The sequence below is a fragment of the Kosakonia sp. SOY2 genome, assembly GCF_027109175.1.
GTDB lineage: Bacteria > Pseudomonadota > Gammaproteobacteria > Enterobacterales > Enterobacteriaceae > Kosakonia.
In genome coordinates this window covers 21,312-36,693 of sequence record NZ_JAPVXH010000003.1, presented here as the reverse complement: position 1 = coordinate 36,693, position 15,382 = coordinate 21,312, and the positions used below count along the sequence as shown (strand labels likewise).

General features: G+C 53.9%; 17 protein-coding genes. 5 read left to right on the top strand and 12 right to left on the bottom strand.

All coding sequences use genetic code 11. From position 1 onward, the window contains the following. The first annotated feature begins 142 nt into the window (after positions 1 to 142). Positions 143 to 796 carry an oxygen-insensitive NAD(P)H nitroreductase gene (gene nfsB / locus O3S68_RS17065; RefSeq protein ID WP_020455783.1) on the top strand — a complete coding sequence of 218 codons (654 nt, stop codon included), beginning with the start codon at positions 143 to 145 and terminating at the stop codon, positions 794 to 796. Between the two features lie 88 nt (positions 797 to 884). Here the strand turns inward: nfsB and O3S68_RS17060 are convergent, their stop codons facing one another. The 12 genes from O3S68_RS17060 to O3S68_RS17005 all read right to left on the bottom strand — a co-directional run bounded on the left by O3S68_RS17060 (position 885) and on the right by O3S68_RS17005 (position 11,654). Next, positions 885 to 2,078 carry a zinc-dependent alcohol dehydrogenase gene (locus O3S68_RS17060; RefSeq protein WP_020455784.1) on the bottom strand — a complete coding sequence of 398 codons (1,194 nt, stop codon included), beginning with the start codon at positions 2,076 to 2,078 and terminating at the stop codon, positions 885 to 887. Between the two features lie 185 nt (positions 2,079 to 2,263). Beyond that, the gene (locus O3S68_RS17055; protein ID WP_045507429.1) at positions 2,264 to 2,794 is read right to left on the bottom strand and encodes a hypothetical protein; all 531 of its coding nucleotides are present in this window, start codon (positions 2,792 to 2,794) and stop codon (positions 2,264 to 2,266) included. 52 nt (positions 2,795 to 2,846) lie between these two features. Next, positions 2,847 to 3,824, bottom strand: a complete 978-nt coding sequence (locus O3S68_RS17050) for an ABC transporter ATP-binding protein (RefSeq protein WP_045507426.1) — start codon at positions 3,822 to 3,824, stop codon at positions 2,847 to 2,849. Then, positions 3,821 to 4,801, bottom strand: coding sequence for an ABC transporter ATP-binding protein (locus O3S68_RS17045; protein WP_269232050.1), 981 nt, complete (start codon positions 4,799 to 4,801; stop codon positions 3,821 to 3,823). The genes O3S68_RS17050 and O3S68_RS17045 overlap by 4 nt, the downstream gene beginning before the upstream one ends. Next, the gene (gene opp4C / locus O3S68_RS17040; protein WP_065369687.1) at positions 4,798 to 5,745 is read right to left on the bottom strand and encodes an oligopeptide ABC transporter permease; all 948 of its coding nucleotides are present in this window, start codon (positions 5,743 to 5,745) and stop codon (positions 4,798 to 4,800) included. The genes O3S68_RS17045 and opp4C overlap by 4 nt, the downstream gene beginning before the upstream one ends. Then, positions 5,745 to 6,704, bottom strand: coding sequence for an ABC transporter permease (locus O3S68_RS17035; RefSeq protein ID WP_097399778.1), 960 nt, complete (start codon positions 6,702 to 6,704; stop codon positions 5,745 to 5,747). Before O3S68_RS17035 ends, opp4C begins: the two co-directional genes overlap by 1 nt. A gap of 47 nt (positions 6,705 to 6,751) precedes the next feature. Then, positions 6,752 to 8,455: an ABC transporter substrate-binding protein gene (locus O3S68_RS17030; protein WP_097407278.1), complete on the bottom strand. Its 1,704-nt coding sequence runs from the start codon at positions 8,453 to 8,455 to the stop codon at positions 6,752 to 6,754. 274 nt (positions 8,456 to 8,729) lie between these two features. Beyond that, the gene (locus O3S68_RS17025; RefSeq protein WP_269232049.1) at positions 8,730 to 9,056 is read right to left on the bottom strand and encodes a zinc ABC transporter substrate-binding protein; all 327 of its coding nucleotides are present in this window, start codon (positions 9,054 to 9,056) and stop codon (positions 8,730 to 8,732) included. A gap of 28 nt (positions 9,057 to 9,084) precedes the next feature. Further along, the gene (locus O3S68_RS17020) at positions 9,085 to 9,465 is read right to left on the bottom strand and encodes a hypothetical protein (protein ID WP_269232048.1); all 381 of its coding nucleotides are present in this window, start codon (positions 9,463 to 9,465) and stop codon (positions 9,085 to 9,087) included. A gap of 25 nt (positions 9,466 to 9,490) precedes the next feature. Next, positions 9,491 to 10,099 (bottom strand): hypothetical protein, encoded by a 609-nt coding sequence (locus tag O3S68_RS17015; protein WP_269232047.1) that lies wholly within the window; start codon positions 10,097 to 10,099, stop codon positions 9,491 to 9,493. A 3-nt stretch (positions 10,100 to 10,102) separates the two neighbouring features. Next, the gene (locus tag O3S68_RS17010; protein ID WP_269232046.1) at positions 10,103 to 10,507 is read right to left on the bottom strand and encodes a hypothetical protein; all 405 of its coding nucleotides are present in this window, start codon (positions 10,505 to 10,507) and stop codon (positions 10,103 to 10,105) included. A 190-nt stretch (positions 10,508 to 10,697) separates the two neighbouring features. Then, complete coding sequence (locus O3S68_RS17005; protein ID WP_020455794.1) at positions 10,698 to 11,654, bottom strand: LacI family DNA-binding transcriptional regulator; 957 nt, start codon at positions 11,652 to 11,654, stop codon at positions 10,698 to 10,700. A 293-nt stretch (positions 11,655 to 11,947) separates the two neighbouring features. Between O3S68_RS17005 and O3S68_RS17000 the strand changes: the two genes are divergently transcribed. Genes O3S68_RS17000 through O3S68_RS16985 form a run of 4 tightly spaced genes read left to right on the top strand, consistent with a single transcriptional unit; the run spans position 11,948 to position 15,347 of the window. Beyond that, on the top strand, positions 11,948 to 12,262 hold the full coding sequence (locus tag O3S68_RS17000; RefSeq protein ID WP_017458127.1) for a PTS sugar transporter subunit IIB: 315 nt from the start codon (positions 11,948 to 11,950) through the stop codon (positions 12,260 to 12,262). A 12-nt stretch (positions 12,263 to 12,274) separates the two neighbouring features. Continuing rightward, positions 12,275 to 13,603: a PTS cellobiose transporter subunit IIC gene (locus O3S68_RS16995; protein ID WP_020455796.1), complete on the top strand. Its 1,329-nt coding sequence runs from the start codon at positions 12,275 to 12,277 to the stop codon at positions 13,601 to 13,603. Positions 13,604 to 13,640: 37 nt separating this feature from the next. Then, complete coding sequence (locus O3S68_RS16990; protein WP_269232045.1) at positions 13,641 to 15,029, top strand: glycoside hydrolase family 1 protein; 1,389 nt, start codon at positions 13,641 to 13,643, stop codon at positions 15,027 to 15,029. 6 nt (positions 15,030 to 15,035) lie between these two features. Further along, positions 15,036 to 15,347, top strand: coding sequence for a PTS lactose/cellobiose transporter subunit IIA (locus O3S68_RS16985; protein WP_044489757.1), 312 nt, complete (start codon positions 15,036 to 15,038; stop codon positions 15,345 to 15,347). Positions 15,348 to 15,382 lie beyond the last annotated feature (35 nt).

Below are 15,382 nucleotides of genomic sequence, written 5' to 3'. Positions count from 1 at the left end.
CTGGCAAACTCCATTTTCACTCGGTGAGTGAAAGTGCTGCCTTTTTACACCGATTTATCTTGTGTCGCTTTCTGTTTATTCTCGTCACACTCTACGGGACGGTCCGCCCCGAATTTTTCATCTATTGCGCAGGAGAACGACAATGACACTTGATGATGCGGTAATTGCCCGCCATACCGTGAAAGCCTTTGAACCTGGCAAAACGCTGCCGCAGGATAAAATCGATACCTTGCTCAACGTGCTGCGAAACAGCCCCTCTTCGGTGAACTCACAACCGTGGCACTTTGTTGTCGCCTCCACGCCGGAAGGCCGCGCGGCAATGGCAAAATCCGCCACCGCGGCGTTCGTCTATAACGAGCCGAAAATCGTCAATGCGTCTCACGTTATTGCCTTGTGCATCCGCAGCGATCTTGATGAGCAGCACCTGCAAAATGTGCTGGAGCAGGAGCAGAAAGATGGTCGCTTTAAAGACGAAGCGGCAAAAGCGGGTCAGGATAAGGGCCGCCGTTCGTACGTAGCGATTCACCGTTATGAGCAGCGCGATCTGCCGCAGTGGATGGAAAAACAGGTTTATCTGGCGCTGGGCGGCCTGCTGCTCGGTGCGGCGATGCTGGGTATTGACGCCACGCCAATGGAAGGGTTCGACCAGCGCGAACTGGATCTTGCCCTCGGCCTGCGTGAAAAAGGGCTGACCAGCGTGGTGCTGGTGTCACTCGGTGTTCGCAGCGACAGCGATTTCAACGCCGCGCTGCCAAAATCACGTCTGCCGCGCGACGAGATTTTCACCTTTATTTAAGCACCTGCGCTACGGCATGCCTCTCCCCGCCGGGAGAGGCATGGCACGTCACACTACTTCCCGCCGGTGTTAGCGAAAAAGCGACAGGTTAAATCGTCGCTTTTTCTGCATTCAGGCCCGGCACGAGGATCACTTTGCGGCAATCTTCGGCATGTTTATCGAAGATCTCATAGCCGCGAGCGGCCTCTTCCAGCGGCAGATGGTGTGTGACGATTTCTTCCGGTTTCAAATGACCAGACTCAATCAGCGGTAGCAAATCCGGCAGATACGCATGCACATGCGTCTGGCCCATCTTGAATGTCAGCCCTTTGTCGAAGGCATCGCCAAACATAAACGCGTGGATAAAACCGGCATACACGCCGGGCACGCTGACAATCCCGCCGCGGCGCGTAGCGGCGATCGCCTGACGGAGCACTTTCCCGCTACTGCCTTCGATTTTCAGCGTACTGAGCACCGTTTCGGTAGTGCTGCCTTTGGCTTCGAATCCCACGGCATCGATAACGGCGTCCACACCACGGTGACCCGCCGTGTTTTCAATAATCCAGGCCGCGGGATCGTCATTTTTATCGAAGTTAATCGGTATTACGCCATAGCGATCGCGGGCAAAAGCCAGCCGGTAATCGCTGTCATCAATCATAAAGATCTGTTCGGCCCCCTCCAGACGCGCACAGGCCGCCGTCAGTAAACCGACCGGCCCGGCACCGTAAATCGCCACGCTGGAGCCGGGTTTCACCTCGGCATTTTTCACCGCCTGCCAGGCGGTAGGCAGAATATCGGAGAGAAACAGCACTTTCTCATCGGTCAGGGTGTCCGGCACTTTAAATGGCCCGGTGTTCGCTTTCGGCACGCGCACATATTCGGCCTGGCCGCCGGGAATACCGCCGTACAAATCGCTGTAACCAAACAGCGCCGCAGGCGGCGTGATGCCTTTGCGGTTCAGCGCCGCGCCTTTGCCGGAATTGGTTTGCTCACAAGCCGAGTACTGGTGAAGTTTACAGAAGAAACACTCCCCGCAGGCAATGACAAAAGGGATCACCACCCGGTCGCCTTTACTGACGGCATGAACACCCGGCCCTGTTTCCACCACTTCACCCATAAATTCATGACCGAATATATCGCCGTGATTGGTGCCCGGTATTTTCCCGTGATAAAGATGCAGATCCGAGCCGCAAATTGCCGTTGCGGTAACGCGAAGAATAATATCGTCTGAAGATTCGATAACCGGGTCGGGGCGGTTATCAACGCTAACTTTATGCGCGCCGTGATAAGTCAGTGCTCTCATATATCCTGGTCCTTATAAGGTTCAGACAGAACTGATAAGCATAGAACAGACCAGAGCAGAAAAATAAAATAGGCAGTAATTCTTAATGTCAGCGAAACGGTTATTTGGGGTCACAAAACATTGCCTGTGAAATTACCGTTTCGCTTGCCAGGAGAAAATAAAAATAGTTATCGCCGGGCAGAGAGTTATTTATCGTAATATTTTAGTAATGCGGTTAAATAATCAAAGCCAATACTCTCGACTAAACTTCTCTCTCGCTGACCGCTCCCATTTAGCCAACCTTTGATGATCTCGCAATCGACAAAGATGTCATAAATCGTGTCATTCAGCGCCGATAAGTCCTTATCACTGTTAATCCCCAGTACGCCGTTTTCGACAGGGGTATTTTGAAATAGTGCCCACTGCTTCTGCGCATCCACGATGATAAAGCCGCCATATTCGCGGCTATCATGCATCTGTTTGCACAACCCGGCGATGTTCACCAGCCAGTCTTCGCGAGAATCTATTACGCCTAAATACGTATAGCTGGTGCTGGCGAAAACATGCGCGCAACCCGTCTCGCCAAAGCAGGCACGAATAATTTGCTGCGTTGCCGTTATCAACCAATCTGATGTACAGATGTCGTTATCAAAAAAGAAATAGCGGGAAAATTTCTGTGTAAAAAGGGGGCCAGGAAGATTCGCCCCCTTTATTATCATGTCGAATGGATGTTGCATCACATGTGCCAGGTTGACGAAGAGTGCTCAATAATACCCCTCACGATTGCTGTCACTCAATCCTTTCCACCAAATGGCACGCCACATGATGCCCTGGTTCCACTTCACGCAGCGCCGGGATTTCAGCGCGGCATTGGGCGGTCGCCAGCGGGCAGCGCGACGAGAAACGGCAGCCGGACGGCGGGCGCGACGGATCGGGAATTTCCCCCTGCACCACAGCGACGGGTTCGCTATTCGGGTCGAGCGTTGGCACCGCCGCCAGCAGCGCCTGGGTGTAAGGGTGCAGCGGCTGGTTAAACAGCGTATCGCGGCTGGCGGTTTCCACCAGTTGCCCGAGGTACATCACCGCGACGTCATCGCACAGGTGTTCCACCACGCCTAAATCATGGGAGATAAACAGGAACGTCACGCCGCGATCGTCGCGCAGGTCGGCAAAGAGATTAATGATTTGCGCCTGAATGGAGACATCCAGCGCCGAAATCGGCTCATCGGCGATGATGAAATCCGGGTTGAGGATCAACGCGCGCGCAATGCCAATACGCTGGCGCTGCCCACCGGAAAACTCGTGCGGGAAACGGTTGTAATGCTGCGGCGCCAGCCCGCAAATCTTCATCACGTCCAGCACCTTGTCGCGCAGCTCCGCCCGGCTGCACAGCTTATGCTCAAGCATCGCTTCGCCAATAGCATCGCCCACGCGAATACGCGGGTTCAGCGAACTGTACGGGTCCTGAAACACCAGCTGGATTTTCGGGCGCAGCGCGCGCATCTGTTTCGCGCTCAGATCCTGCAGCTCCTGGCCGCGATACTTCACGCTGCCTGCGGTTTTGTCGTACAGCCCAAGCAAAGTGCGGCCAACGGTGGTTTTACCGCTGCCAGACTCGCCCACCAGCCCGAAAATCGTCCCCTGGCGAATCTTAAAGCTGACGCCGTCCACGGCGCGTAACTCTCCGGTTTGCTGGCCAAACAGCCCGTCACGCAACGGGAAGTGCTTTTTCAGCCCTTCCACTTCAATGACATATTGCTCGCTCATGCGGTTGGCTCCAGAAGCGTACTGTGAATACACGCGGCTTGCCGCGTCTGGCCGATAAGCGGCGGGATCCCCGCCCGGCATGCGTCAGTCGCCCGCTCGCAGCGATCGTAAAAGGCGCAGTATGGCGGCAGCGCAGCGAGATCCGGCACCTGGCCGGGAATGGAGTAGAGCCGACGCCTGCGATCGCCCGGAATGGGACGTGCAGCGATCAGCCCTTTCGTGTACGGATGCAGCGGGTTACGCAGCACATCGGCCGTCGGGCCTTGTTCAACGATGCGCCCGGCGTACATCACCACCACATGTTCCGCCATTTGCGCGATCACGCCTAAATCGTGGGTAATGAGCATCAGCGCCATCTCATGCGCCCGCGCCTGGTCGCGCAGCAACCGCAAGATTTGCGCCTGTACGGTAACATCCAGCGCGGTGGTCGGTTCGTCGGCGATCAGCAGTTTTGGCTGGCAGCTCAGCGCCATGGCAATCATGATGCGTTGCAACATGCCGCCGGAGAGCTGATGCGGGTAGCTGCTCATCAGGCTCTCCGCCCGCGCCAGCCCCACTTCGGTGATTAACTGCGTGGCATGCTCCCACGCCGCTTTGGGCGTTTCACCGCGATGACGGATCAACGGTTCGCAAAGCTGCTCGCCAATGGTCAGAACCGGGTTAAGCGCGGTCATCGGCTCCTGGAAAATCATCGCCAGTTGGTTGCCGCGCAGATCCGCCATTTTTGACGGCTTCAGGCGCAGCAGATCGGTGCCCTGAAACAAGATTTGCCCGCTGTCGATTCGTGCCGCTTGCGGTGGTAACAACCCCATCAGCGACATGGCGGTGACGCTTTTGCCGCAGCCGGACTCGCCCACCACGCCGATAGTTTGCCCGGCGTTGATAGTGAACGACACGTCCTGCACGGCGCGCACGCGCCCCTGTTCGCCGGCAAAAGAGAGGGACAATTGATTAAAGGTGACCAGCGGTTCGCTCATTTCACGCTCCGTTTCATCTTCGGATCCAGCGCATCACGCAGGCCGTCACCCAACACGTTAATCGCAATCACGGTAATAAAAATGGCGATACCCGGCGGCATCCACAGCCACGGGCGGCGCTGAAAATCGATCAGGCTGTTGGCGGCGTCCATCATGTTGCCCCACGATGGCGTGGGCGGCACCACGCCAAGCCCGAGGTAGCTCAGCGCGGACTCCATCAGAATGGCGTTCGCCACCGCCATCGTCGCCATCACCACCAGAATCGGGATGGTATTCGGCAATAAGTGACCAAACAGACGGCGACGCGACGACAACCCCAGCACCTGCGTCGCCAGCATAAAATCGCGCTCGCGCAGGGAGAGAATTTGCCCGCGCACCAGCCGCGCCAGCTTTGGCCACTCCAGCAAACTGAGCATGATCACCACCATGTAGATGCGTGATTCTGCGGAGAAATCGAGTTCTGACAGCATCGCACCGGCGACAATCAGCAGCGGTAAGCTCGGGATGGTCATCACCAGATCCGCCAGCCGCATAATCAGTTTGTCTGTCCAGCCGCCCGCATAGCCCGAAACCGCGCCCAGCAGATAACCGAGTGCCACGGAGAGCAGCATGGTCAGCAGACCGATAATCAATGAAATGCGCCCCGCCAGCAGCAGGCGGGTATAGACATCGCGGCCGAGAAAATCGGTGCCCAGCCAGTGCTCCGCACCGGGTGGTTTGTTGATCATCAGCGCGTCGGTGGCGTCATTTTTCCACGGCGACCAGAGCGGCCCAATCACGCACCAGATTGTCATCACCACCAGCAAAAACAGGCACAACATGGCTAAATGATTATGGCGCAGCGCTTTCCAGGCTTGCCGCCACGGTGAAGGCGTGGCCTGCGCCAGCGCCGGGATTTCCGCTTTACGAAGGCGGCGATTGGTTGAAAAAAGCGAACCGAACATCACGACCTCACCCGAATACGCGGATCAGCCCACGCGTAAAGCACATCGGCAATCAGGTTGCCGAGAATGGTTAGCACCGCCAGAAACAGGGTAAAGCCCATCAGCACCGGGTAATCGCGCGCCGCCAGCGAATCGATATGAATATGCCCCGCGCCCGGCCAGTTAAACACTTTTTCGGTGATGATCGCGCCCGAAAACAGCCCCGGCAGTTCAAACCCGAGCAGGGTAATAATGGGCAGTAGCGCATTACGCAGCGCGTGTTTAAAAATCACCGTCCGTTCGCGCAACCCTTTGGCGCGCGCGGTGCGGATAAAATCCATCTTCACCACATCAAGCATACTGGCGCGGAAATAGCGCGTCAGGCTGCCCGCCTGCAACATCACCAGCGCCAGCACCGGCAGCACCAGGTGCGCCGCCACCTGCATCACCCACGCCCAGCCGCCTTCGTCGCTGCCGGTGTTGGTCATGCCGCCGACCGGCAGCCAGTGCAGATCCACCGCAAACCACTTAATCAGCAGCAGGCAGAGGAAAAAGGTCGGAAAAGACATGGCGGCGAATACCACCACGCTGACCAGGTGATCAAACAACGAGTTGGGTTTCAGCGCCGAGGCGATACCTACCGCCAGGCCAATGCCCCAGTAAAACACCAGCGCCACGCTTGCCAGCAGGAACGAGTTCCAGATGTACTGGTTCAGCAACTGGCTCACCGGGATTTGGTATTGCAACGAGAAGCCTAAATCACCACGTAACAACTGGCCGAGCCAGTGCAGATAGCGGGTGAACAGCGGTTGATCGAGACCGTAAATGGCTTTCAGTTCCGCGGCGCGGGCGGCGGTCAGCGTGACGTTGCCGTCGATAAAGTCGCCCGGCGTTTTGGCAAACAGCATGAAGATAATCAGCGAAGCGAGCAGCAGCATGGGTACGGTTTGCAGCAGTCGCCTCAGGATAAAATTTCGCATAGCGTTCTCATGGCAACTGCCGGGACGCCCCGGCAGTTGTGATGGTGTTACTTAACGATTTTCACATCCGGCAGGCTGCCGGTCAGGCCGTTGTAGATATCCGGTTTAAAACCGGTGACACGGGCGCTGCTGGCCGACAAAATTTCGCGGTTGCCCAGCAGGATCGCCGGCGGATCATCCGCCAGCACTTTATAGAGCTGGTGGTAAATCGGTTTACGTTTTTCCACATCCAGCACCGCGTTACCTTCGTTAATCAGCTTATCGACCTGCGGGTTGTTATAGCCGGACTCTTTCGCTTCCGTGCTGTAGTAATCCCACACGCCATCATGCGGATCGTTTAACGTGCTGGTGCTAAAGGAGGCAAGGTCATAATTGCCGGCTTTACGCTGCGCCATCAGGGCGTTGAAGTCGACAACCTGCGGTTTCAGCAGCACGCCAATCTGTTGCCAGTTCTCTTTGGCAATCGGGATCAGCGCGTCGTTCAGCACTTTCTTGCTCACCAGCAAGGTCAGTTCCAGACGTTTACCGTCTTTCACACGGATGCCGTCCGGCCCCGGTTTCCAGCCCGCTTCATCCAGCAGTTTTTTCGCTTGCGCCGGGTCGAATTTGTACGGGTTAACCCCTTCCGTGTTATAGGCCCAGGAGATCGGCGCAATTGGCTCAATCGCCACTTTGCCGTACCCCTGATACACCACATCAATCAGCTTCTGGCGATCAAGGCCGTAAATCAGCGCCTGGCGTACTTTCACGTCCTGCAACGCCGGACGACGCACGTTGAATTCCACTTTGCTGTAATCGCTGGAGCCGTACAGGTTGATATTGGCGAAACCGAGCATTTTCAGCTGTTCAATATCATCCGGGCGCGAGGTGAACGCATCGTAGTCCGTCTCGCCGGTCTGGAACAGCTGGAAATTGGTGGACGGATTGGTCACGCGGTAGATAAAGCGCGGCGTTGGCGGTGTACCACGGTAGAAATGAGTGTTGGCGTGGAAACGTATCTCCTGGCCTGGAATGTATTTCTCATAAACATACGGCCCGTTGCCCAGCGGTTTGCCGTGCAGTGTGCGCAGGTAATCCAGATTGCCGCGCTGATAGCCCTTGCCGTAATAGGCTTTGGACAGCACCGGCCCGCCGATTTTCGCCAGCGTCGTGGCGCCAGGCTGGGTGGTGGTGACCTGTAGCGTTAACGGGTCAATCACTTTAAGACCGCTGACGCTGTCCGCTTTCCCGGCTTTGTATTCCGCGCCGCCCGCGATATTCGCCAGCGTGATATCCGTGTCGCCATCATATTTCGGGTCGTAAAGCACCGTCAGGGTAAAGGCCACGTCTTCGGCGGTCAGCGGCGAGCCGTCGCTGAAAGTCAGGTTCGGGCGCAGCTTGATGGTGTAGACCTTGTTATCCGGGCTAACCGTCCAGCTTTCGGCAAGGCCCGGCACCAGTTTGCCGTGGCTATCCCAGTCGATCAGGCGCGAGAAGATGACGTTGGTGACGTTTTCATCCCAACCATTGACGAAGAAGTAGGGGTTAAAAATCCCCTGCGGCTCCGAAATACCGGCTACCACCGTGTCTTTGCGCAGCTTCGCCGCCGCCGGGATCTGGCTGGCGTCTGTCGCCGGTGTGATACCTTCTTTCAAGATCTCATCGGCGAACGAGGCAGACGAGAACGCCACCACACTGCTGAGTAGCGCGATTTTCAGCGCGAGGGTGAAGCGCGTGGGTTTTGTTTTTAAGCTATTCACGAAGCTGGCCAAAATTGCTCCCTCATCAAATGATTGCGTGGAATTTACAAATAATGACGAACGATAAGAGCCGCACCGCACCCTGTCTAACAACGAAAACGTATGGCTTATAGCTAAACGTCCTTAGCAAACTTATGGCTAACGATTGGTGGGATTTAGCTAAATGGCTGATAACCCGCGCTGCGCGGGCGATGTAAGAGCGTGCCTTAAGCCGTTCCCGGCAGCGGTTATTTTTTCTGCTTGAGCTAAACCTCGGGGAAACAGCACATTGTGTACGGGGTTTCGCTTAGGGGCCTTGCCACTGTAGCGCTGCCCGCAATTCAGGCGGAACCAGCGAGAATATAGACTTAATAGAATTGAGATGCTGATGATAATTCGGAGAAATATCTGCGTTGCAGTTTACAACATAATACCTCGCCTGGTGATTTAAAAACCAAATGTCATGCTCAACAACGTCGGGTATTAGCAGTGTCGGCATGAGATTATGCAGTAATTCCGCCTCAAAAAAACAGGATGTGTCCTGTGCTTTTATTTCCGCACCCTGCGACTGCATATTTCTGATATAGGGTAAAGCCAGCGATAGCATTTCAATATAGATTTCATTCTTCTTCATAGGCAAGGCCATCACACGTATTGATATATTAAATAAAAGGGAGGGTGTTTTTTATATTTTCAGGCAGAAGGTCATATTTCATCGGCACTATTGGGCGCACAACCAATATATACGCATTCTCTTTAAAATCATAACTCAACAACCCTTTACGCGACATGGCAATAAATGAGGCCAGATAGCGCTGGCGCTGCTCCTCATTAGCAAACGTCTCCAGATTTTCCTCAATCACCTTAATATCTGACATCGGTTGCAGCGAAGCAAAATAGTCGAAAACCAATTCATAGTTGGCAACAGAGCCACTAAATTCCACCGGAACGGGGCCAACGCCAGCAGTAGCTAAATGGGCGAGTGAACCATCCGGCGCAACGCCAAACCAGTCCAGATCGCATTCCAGGAGTGATTCATCCATCGGGATAGTACCGTCGCCGCGCATTTTAGTGGCTCGCGAACATGGCGGGAAACCAGGTATTGATTTGACGATTATCCAGTAACCTGTCTTTTTCGAAATCAATAATGGTCGAAACGGCAATACCCCGGCGAAGCGGTTGAGGAAAATCATCAACCGATGCGAACACTGTAGGGACTAAGAAGCGAAAGTAATCGCCCATTTGCGTCGTACCTTCATACCCGACAGGGTAATTCTCACCGGGATTGGAACCTTCTACACCAAAATAAAGAAACATCCCTTTATTGATAGCCAGATTAACATCACTTTGCGACCCTAACCGCTGCCAGTCCTGTTTAAGCTCTTCCGTAATATGTGCTTTATCAGGGTGACTTCTGAATCTTATATGGGAAAATAAATCCACGGAAAATGCGCCATTTTTATTCTCTGGGTACGCATCAAAAATGGGCGACTCTTCCCATATAAACTCATTCATATTTTCCAGCAGCGATTCAACATCTGTTATTTGTAATAACGCTCTGGGAAGATCGCCAAAACAGTTATTCACCATCACGGCAATACGGCCGTGTTTATCGGCGGCAAACCAGGTATGGATCGTACCGAACTCAGGCACCCAATCAATATTTAAGCTGTTCATTACTTATCCTTTTTCATAGAGTACCGCCAGTAACTGCGCAGTATCATCTAAAGAAATCAATGACTCATATACAGATTCGGCGTACTCGCCAGCATGCAAAAGCAGTATTGCGGATACTACCCGGGCGCGGCTAAATGAGATGATAGAATCAGTCTCGCCGTTTTCTTGCTTAATGAAATAGTCGTTATCCAGTGCCTCGCCGCGCTTTCTGCAGAACGCCAATTCAGGTTCAGTCAGGGTACCGTTGCGTTGCAACCCTGAGAACGCTTCATCCACATTGGCATCCTTCCAGCCCGAAACGTGTAAGGCATACTGGCAGGCAGCGATGGCAAGCTGGATGTTCTCTCTCGCTTGCAACTGATCCATCTTCTGTGCCAGTGCGACAGAAATGGTCTGCAGTCTATTCATCTTCCGCTCCCCACTTTGATTACGCGTTTTTACGATGTTCTAATGGATTATCGGCAGTAACAAGCACAGAGAGAGAATTGTTTGTAGTAAAAATGCGATTTACCTTAAAGCGGTTTTTTATTTAACTTAAGGACGAAAATTAGAAGCGGGAAATAAAAAAGCCCCCAACCGGAGGCTTTCAAAATAGCGATTAGCGTTTGCTGACATCGGGAATAATTAAATCCCCGCGCACCCGGTAAGCACCCAGCACGCTCTGCGTTTTTTCATTTAGCCAGGCGACAATACGTGCCGCCATCGCGTCCATCGAATATTCGATAGCCGGAATAGTAGGAATGCCCGGCAAATGCAGTGAACCGGCGAGGCTGAAGACCATAATGTCGCCCGGCACCGATTTATTAAACGCCTGCAATTGCGGGATTACACGCTGGGCTTCCTGCTCATCCGCCACCAGCAACGCGTTGAAATTCAGGGTAGTTGCGTTATTGAGCAGCACCTGCAACGCAACAGAGGACGAAGTGTCATCCATAAACACCAGGTTACGGTTAAACGGCAGGAAATTATTTTCCAGCGCCAGCTTATAGCCGTGCAGCACTTGATCGGCTGCGGCGGTGCGCGGGTGGATTAGCGCAATTTGTCGGCGGCTCTGGCTAATCAGGTAGTTACAGGCCGTTTCGGCGGCGAAGGCGTGATCAAATTGAATACAGTTAGGCGTGGCGTCGGCAGACTCAACGCAATCCACCAGAATGACGTTTTCGTCGTCAATTTTGAGCGGAAAACGCGCGCCGATAATCAGCACATCGTCACACAGCCCGCAGGTCAGCTCATCCAGCGCGCTCATCACTTCCGCTTTGGTGTTGGCGAAGCGCAGCAGCAGATGTTTCTGGCTCTGGCTTAAATGCTTTTCCAGCGCGTAGAGGTAGCCGGTGGTTTGGTTGATATTGTCCTGGGCGCAGATAACACCGATGCAGCCTGTCGACTGGCTGAGCAATGACTGCGCGATAACATTGGGCCGATAATTCAGCTCTTCGACCGCTTTCAGCACCGCGAGGCGACTGGCTTCCTTAACGCCGCGCGAACCACTCAACACCCGTGAGACTGTGGCTTTCGACACCCCAGCTAAACGTGATACATCGTTGATTGTAGACATCTTTCTCCCCTGACAGACGCACATTGCGCCCGCAAAATCTAAATACTTCAACGGCTAATATATAGCCACACGCAGTATAACGGTTTCGCTTTTTGATGGAAACCGATTTTCCATTTTGCGCTTTTTGTTCTCAACAGAGTGCCAAATTCCGTGACGCAAATCCAATTACGGCATCAGATAATTCATAGACATTGACAGCTATCACACTTCTGCGGCGAACAAATGGAAACCGGTTTCCATATGATATCCAATCGATCCCGCAATAACTTTTTACACTTCGAGGATGGTTAACGATGTTCAGGATTATGTTGTGCTGTTCAGCCGGTATGTCCACCAGCTTACTGGTGAGGAAAATGCTGGAAGCCGCGAAGGAACGCGATATACCGGTAGAGATCGACGCGTATGGCGTCGCGGAGTTCGACACGCAATTTCCGCGTTACCAGGTCGTGCTTCTCGGACCGCAAGTCAAATACATGTTAAACACGCTGTCAGAAAAGGCCGCCGCTCAGGGTATTCCGGTCCAACCCATCAACCCGATGGACTACGGAATGCAACGTGGCAATGAGGTACTGGACTATGCACTGTCGCTCATAGAAGCGGCGCATTAAAAAGGTGTTCTTATGAGTTCCTTATATCAATCAATGATTACGGTTATTGAGCAAAGCATTACGCCGCTGGCCGGTCGCCTCGGGCAACAGAAGTACGTTATCGCTATTCGCGACGGTTTTACCGCCGCGCTGCCGTTTATGATCATCGGCTCGTTTATGCTGGTGTTTATCTTCCCGCCGTTTTCCGCCGACACCACCGTTGGTTTCGCCCGCGCGTGGCTCGATTTCTCCACCGAATACCGCGCGCAGTTGATGCTGCCGTTTAACCTCAGCATGGGAGTAATGACCTTCTTTATCTCCGTCGGGATCGGCGCGAGCCTCGGTCGCCAGTTTAACCTCGACCCGGTAATGACCGGTCTGCTGGCGTTTATGGCGTTTTTGCTGGTCGCCGCACCGTATGCCGATGGCAAAATTTCTACCCAGTATCTCTCCGGGCAGGGCATTTTCACCGCGCTGCTGACATCGATTTACTCCACCCGCGTTTACGCCTGGCTTAAGCAGCACAACATCACCATTCGTCTGCCAAAAGAGGTGCCGACCGGCGTTGCCCGTTCGTTTGAAATCCTCATTCCGGTGTTGGTGATCATTGGTACGCTGCACCCGCTGAACCTGTTTATTGAAGCGCAAACCGGCATGATTCTGCCGCAGGCGATTATGCACGTGCTGGAACCGCTGGTCTCCGCGTCCGATTCCCTGCCTGCCATTCTGCTTTCCGTGCTGCTGTGCCAGATCTTCTGGTTCGCCGGTATCCACGGTTCGCTGATTGTTACCGGCATCATGAACCCGTTCTGGATGGCAAACCTCTCCGCCAACCAGGCCGCACTGGCTGCGGGCGCTGCGCTGCCGCACGTTTATCTGCAAGGTTTCTGGGATCACTACTTGCTGATTGGCGGCGTCGGTTCCACCCTGCCGCTGGCATTCCTGCTGCTGCGTAGCCGCGTCGCGCATCTGCGCACCATCGGCAAAATGGGCGTCGTACCGAGCTTCTTTAACATCAACGAACCGATTCTGTTCGGCGCGCCGATCATCATGAACCCGATGCTGTTTGTGCCGTTTGTTTGTGTGCCGTTGGTGAACGCCGTGCTGGCTTACACCGCCACCAAAATGGGTCTGCTGGCGCAAGTCGTCTCCCTGACACCGTGGACAACGCCTGCGCCTATCGGTGCATCCTGGGCGGCGAACTGGGCCTTTAGCCCGGTGGTGATGTGCCTGATTTGTATGGTGATGTCCGCCCTGATGTATCTGCCGTTCCTGCGTGCTTACGAGCATTCATTAATGAAAGCAGAAGAAGAAAAAGCGCAGAGCAGCGCGCCGATGACGGAAACCGTCCGCAGTAACTAAGCCGTAACGCATTCGCAGTAACGAAAAGGAGTCGGTAATGAAATACGTATTTCCCGCAAACTTCTGGTGGGGCAGCGCCAGCTCTGCGCTGCAAACCGAAGGGGAAAGCCAGCAAGGCGGTAAAAGCGCAACCACATGGGATGCCTGGTTTGCCAGCCAACCGTGGCGCTTTCACCAGCAGATTGGGCCGCAAGAGACCTCGACGTTTTATCGCCACTGGCGGCAGGACATCGCGCTGTTAAAGCAGCTCAAGCACAACAGCTTTCGCACTTCTATCAGCTGGTCACGGCTGATCCCGGATGGCGATGGTGAAGTGAATCCGCAGGCGGTGGCGTTCTATAACGAGGTCATCGACGAGCTGCTGGCGCAGGGTATTACGCCGTTTATCACGCTGTTTCACTTCGATATGCCGATGGTGATGCAGGAAAAAGGCGGCTGGGAAAGCCGGGAAGTGGTGCAGGCTTTCAGCCGCTACGCGCAAATCTGTTTCGAGCTGTTTGGTGATCGGGTTCATCACTGGTTCACCTTTAACGAGCCGATTGTGCCGGTAGAGGGCGGTTATCTGTACGATTTCCATTACCCGAACGTGGTGGATTTTAAACGTGCGGCCACGGTGGCGTACCACACGGTACTGGCGCATGCCAGCGCGGTGAGAGCATTTCGCGCCGGGTTTTACGCCGGTGAGATTGGCATTGTGTTGAACCTGACGCCGTCCTATCCACGTTCGCAGCACCCGGCGGATGTGAAAGCGGCGCACTATGCCGATTTGCTGTTCAATCGCAGTTTTCTCGACCCGGTACTGCGCGGCGAGTATCCCGCTGACCTGGTGGCGCTGCTCAAAGAGTATGACCAGTTGCCCGCCTGCCAGCCGGACGATATCTCGCTGATTGCAGAAGGGAAAATCGACCTGCTCGGCATTAACTATTACCAGCCACGGCGGGTAAAGTGCCGGGACAGCGCGGTCAATCCCGATGCGCCGTTTATGCCGGAGTGGTTGTTTGATTATTACGAAATGCCAGGGCGCAAAATGAACCCGTATCGCGGGTGGGAAATTTATGAGCCGGGTATTTACGATATTCTCACGAACTTACGCGTCAATTACGGTAACCCACGCTGTTTTATTTCCGAAAACGGTATGGGCGTCGAGAACGAACAGCGTTTTATTGAAGATGGGCAAATAAACGATAGCTATCGTATTACGTTTGTTCGCGATCATCTTATCTGGCTGCATAAAGGAATTAGCGAAGGGTGTAATTGCCTTGGCTACCATATGTGGACATTTATTGATAACTGGTCATGGTGTAATGCCTATAAAAACCGCTACGGTTTTGTGCAATTAGATCTGGCAACGCAAAAACGTACCATTAAGAAAAGTGGAGAGTGGTTTGCCGCCACCGCTGAAAATAATGGTTTTACTCAGGATTAAATGACAATGATTGAACTCGAAGAAGCGGTAATGGAAATTATCGTCAACGCCGGACAGTCGCGCAGCCTGTGCTTTGAAGCGCTGCGCGCGGCAAGGGCAGGCAATCTTGACGAAGCGCGCCAGTTGCTGAAGGAGGCGGATGGCTACTCGCGCCAGGCGCATCACATGCAAACCAAATTAATCGAACAGGATGCGGGCGAAGCCCGGCAACCGATGACATTAATTATGGTACACGCGCAGGATCATTTAATGACATCATTATTAGCGCGTGAGTTATCCGAAGAGATAATTCAGCTTCACACTTTATATCGGCAATAATTAACGGAGAATTGATTACGGTAAATCTTAATTAA